This is a genomic window from Weissella sp. DD23 (genome assembly GCF_001579105.1).
Taxonomy (GTDB): domain Bacteria; phylum Bacillota; class Bacilli; order Lactobacillales; family Lactobacillaceae; genus Weissella; species Weissella cibaria.
Window position 1 is genome coordinate 1 of the sequence record NZ_KQ970397.1, and the last position, 3345, is coordinate 3345.

Here is a 3345-nt window from a genome sequence, read left to right on the forward strand (position 1 = left end):
GGTCAATGATATCTTTCGTAATTGCCTATGAAATTAATTAGCGTGCCTGTTAACAGTTAACAGGGTGCGCTTGTAAGTTGATATTCTCCCCGTTAAGATAGGAATATCTTATGGATTATTGGGAGATTATGTAATGAAGGTATTAAGTGGTGCACTAAAGCGTCGACGTGAACAATTGGGGATTTCTCAAGCAGAGGCTGCTGAAGGAATTTGTCATCAGTCGTTACTATCACGGATTGAACGACTAGATGAGGTATCGAATATCACAGTTTTACAAAAGCTATGTGATCGGCTACAACTAACGGTATCCGACGTCGCACGCATGGATAATCGCATGTTGACGACGTTGAGTGTCGTGCGTCAATTGATTGAACGTCGCGAAATCGAGCAGGCAGCAGAAGCACTTGAAAATCCGGGGTTAATGAGTCGTATCCCAGTCTTTGCCTATCCGGAATACAATGTCTTGTCGGCCCGGGTTGCATTAGCAGAAAATCGCATTGCGGACGCTATGCAATTGTTGCAGTTAGCCTTAGGAGATGTCGAAAAGCATCAGTATGAGTTGACGGTCGAAATTTTCACGGAGATGGGTGCGACTTGGCTAGCGCAGGGTGAACACATTAACGCGTCGGAATGTTTCGAACGGGCTCGCGGTATTATCCATCGATTACCACGGGATGTGCAACTCAGTATGGCACGTGTCATTGCGCATACGAACCGTCATCGAGCAGAGATGTATTTGGCTGTTGAAGATCCGCAACGAGCGATGGAACGGGTTACGGAAGCGATTGGTATTCTACCCGCACCTGAAGTGACAGACTATCATGAAATGGTAGAGCTACAAATGTTGCGGTCGCGTTGTGCGGATGCTTTATCATTAGAAGAAGAGTCAACGAACGCTAAGATGATAGTATATGCAGCTGCTGAATTTTCTAAGGATGCCAAATTGCAAGACGATGTGAAGCAATATTTGGCCCCAGTTATGCCTGAAGAGGTATAGCTATTAATGAATACCAAAAACCCCCGGCAAAAATTTTGCTGGGGGTTTTAGTATTAGTAACCGCGTGTTAAATCCACGACATTGACTGATAGTGGCTCGTTTGCTAAGTAACTTGGTAAGTTCTTCATAAATAAGGGGAACAGGTTGCCAGCGCGTCCTGCACTAGAATTTTCTGCCCAAGTTGTATGTTGTGTTAATAGTAGGTTGGGTTGTTGCCACAATGGTGAATCATCAGGTAATGGTTCAGGCAACGTAACATCTAATGCTGCCTGACGGATAGTCCCTGCTTGCAAGGACGTGATTAAATCAGCTTGGTTGACTGTCGTGCCACGACCAACATTAATGAACAAATACAAATCACCAAGGGTTGCAAACCGTTCAGCGTTGAAAAAGTTAACCGTTGTGTCGGTACCAGGCAAGACGTCAACAACGACAGCAATATCATCAGGTAGTGCACCGAGATTGTCGATTGCGACAACGTCATCAAAGCCGTCAACTGGGTGACCAGAGGTGTTGACGCCATACACACGTCCACCAAGCGCCTTCAGATAGTGGGCGATTTGGCGTCCAATGTTGCCAGTTCCAAAGATAACGGTAGGTAACTCGCTAATCGTATATTGATCAGTGAATTCTTGCCAGTGGGTTTGGGTTTGATAAACATTTAACCCCCGGGCGAAATGTAGCATATAACTGATGACAGATTGGGCAATTGGGACAGACTTCAAACCACTGGCGTTCGTTAACATCACCTGTCGGTCTGCAAGCTCTGCTAAAGGCATGTAATCGACACCAGCCGACATGGTTTGAACCCACCGAAGTTTGCTAGTTGGATCAGCAAGTATTTTTTTACCGATTTCTGTTGACCAGCCGTAACTAATTTCAATTTCGCTGATATCAGCTGCAGTGACTGTGTCAGGTGTCACAACAGTAATATCGAGGTCATGTAAGACGACGATGTCTTGCGGTTGTAATTTTGTAACTTCTAAGAGTAAGCGTGACATAATAAATTCCTCCTTGATTTGGGTTGCTTACGATTAGTGTATGTCATTTATAGGAGTTCGTCTATTAATAGTGTATTCCCTTTTCTCCACTGTCAGCACAGATAGCCTGCTATAATAACCGCATTAATAAATTTAGAGGTTATTGGAAATGACAAATACACGCTTGAAGACTCGTCAAATGGTATTGACGGCGCTATTCATTGCAATTATTTTGGTACAATCAATTATTCCATGGTTGGGTTATTTGCCACTTGGTGCTTTTGCCGTGGGTGCGGCGGTGCAAATTATTAGTGTGACGGTCGCTATTGGTGCACTTATCCTTGGACCAGCGCGTGGTGCGTTGCTTGGTTTTGTTTGGGGAGCATACGCACTATGGGATGCTTGGACACACGCACCTGTAATTGGTGGACTGATCTTCCGCAACCCAATTACGGCGCTTGTGCCACGTATTCTGGTGGGGTTGGTTATTGGTTATCTCTATTGGCGTTTTGTAAGGAACCGTTCACTGGGGCAACAAACAATTTGGCTTGTTGGTCTTGGTGCATTGTCTGCCTTTATTAACACGTTCTTTGTACTTGGTTTCACGTGGATTGGCTTTACCGTGATGCACACGACCTTTACCGGCATCCCACAAACCGGCTTGCTTGGTTGGTTGATTGTCGGAGTTGCTGGTTTCAATGGTATTTTTGAAATTATTGTGTCAGCTATTTTGGTGCCATTAATTGGCGTACCTGTTTTGACGGTGTTGCGTCGAGCAGAATAATTCATATTTTTCAGATAAGGGCGACTTGGTCTTAGACCAATAGTTGCGGTGTAGATCCCAGTTTCATTAGTGAAGCTGGGATTTTTTTAGCGACAAATGTCCGGAAAGGGTGATTTGTATGAATAAATTCTAAAGTGACATAAATAAAGTGGCAAAAATAGGACATACTCTGTACAATTAGAACTATGTAAGCATTTATTCATTGTTTAGGGATAATTTAATATTTTATAGGAGGCAAACAGTATGGATTTGACAATGGGCCTGTCTATTTTAGACTTGGCACGTGTGCAATTTGCCATGACAACTGTATTTCACTTCTTCTTCGTACCGCTGTCAATCGGACTAGGTTTGGTTGTTGCAATTATGGAGACGATGTATGTCATCAAAAAAGATGAGCAATACAAACGCATGACGAAGTTCTGGGGTAAGATTTTCTTACTTAGTTTCGCTGTTGGTGTTGTTACAGGTATCGTTCAAGAATTCCAATTTGGGATGAACTGGTCACGATATTCACGTTATGTCGGGGACATCTTTGGACCAGCTTTGGCTGTTGAAGCCTTGGTAGCGTTCTTTATGGAATCGAC

4 protein-coding genes are annotated in these 3345 nt (G+C 43.7%); 3 read left to right on the plus strand and 1 reads right to left on the minus strand.

Annotation, left to right across the window (positions count from 1 at the left end; genetic code table 11):
- Window positions 1-133 precede the first annotated feature (133 nt).
- Entirely contained in the window at window positions 134-997 is an 864-nt protein-coding gene (locus WEIDD23_RS09915) for a helix-turn-helix domain-containing protein (RefSeq protein ID WP_062358949.1), read from the plus strand.
- A gap of 53 nt (window positions 998-1050) precedes the next feature.
- Here the strand turns inward: WEIDD23_RS09915 and WEIDD23_RS09920 are convergent, their stop codons facing one another.
- Window positions 1051-1998 carry an NAD(P)-dependent oxidoreductase gene (locus WEIDD23_RS09920; RefSeq protein ID WP_010373403.1) on the minus strand — a complete coding sequence of 316 codons (948 nt, stop codon included), beginning with the start codon at window positions 1996-1998 and terminating at the stop codon, window positions 1051-1053.
- Between the two features lie 148 nt (window positions 1999-2146).
- On the opposite strand from WEIDD23_RS09920, the gene WEIDD23_RS09925 reads away from it, so the two are divergent.
- Together WEIDD23_RS09925 and WEIDD23_RS09930 are read left to right on the plus strand one after the other, a co-directional pair.
- Window positions 2147-2761: an ECF transporter S component gene (locus WEIDD23_RS09925; protein WP_010373401.1), complete on the plus strand. Its 615-nt coding sequence runs from the start codon at window positions 2147-2149 to the stop codon at window positions 2759-2761.
- A 243-nt stretch (window positions 2762-3004) separates the two neighbouring features.
- On the plus strand, window positions 3005-3345 hold a 341-nt coding region (locus WEIDD23_RS09930), incomplete at its 3' end, for a cytochrome ubiquinol oxidase subunit I (RefSeq protein WP_278279499.1).

What these genes read in the sequence shown, in the direction of transcription:
- WEIDD23_RS09915 (WP_062358949.1), top strand. Translation starts at nt 134, where the DNA reads ATGAAGGTATTAAGTGGTGCACTAAAGCGTCGACGTGAACAATTGGGG.
- WEIDD23_RS09920 (WP_010373403.1), bottom strand. Translation starts at nt 1,998, where the DNA reads ATGTCACGCTTACTCTTAGAAGTTACAAAATTACAACCGCAAGACATC.
- WEIDD23_RS09925 (WP_010373401.1), top strand. Translation starts at nt 2,147, where the DNA reads ATGACAAATACACGCTTGAAGACTCGTCAAATGGTATTGACGGCGCTA.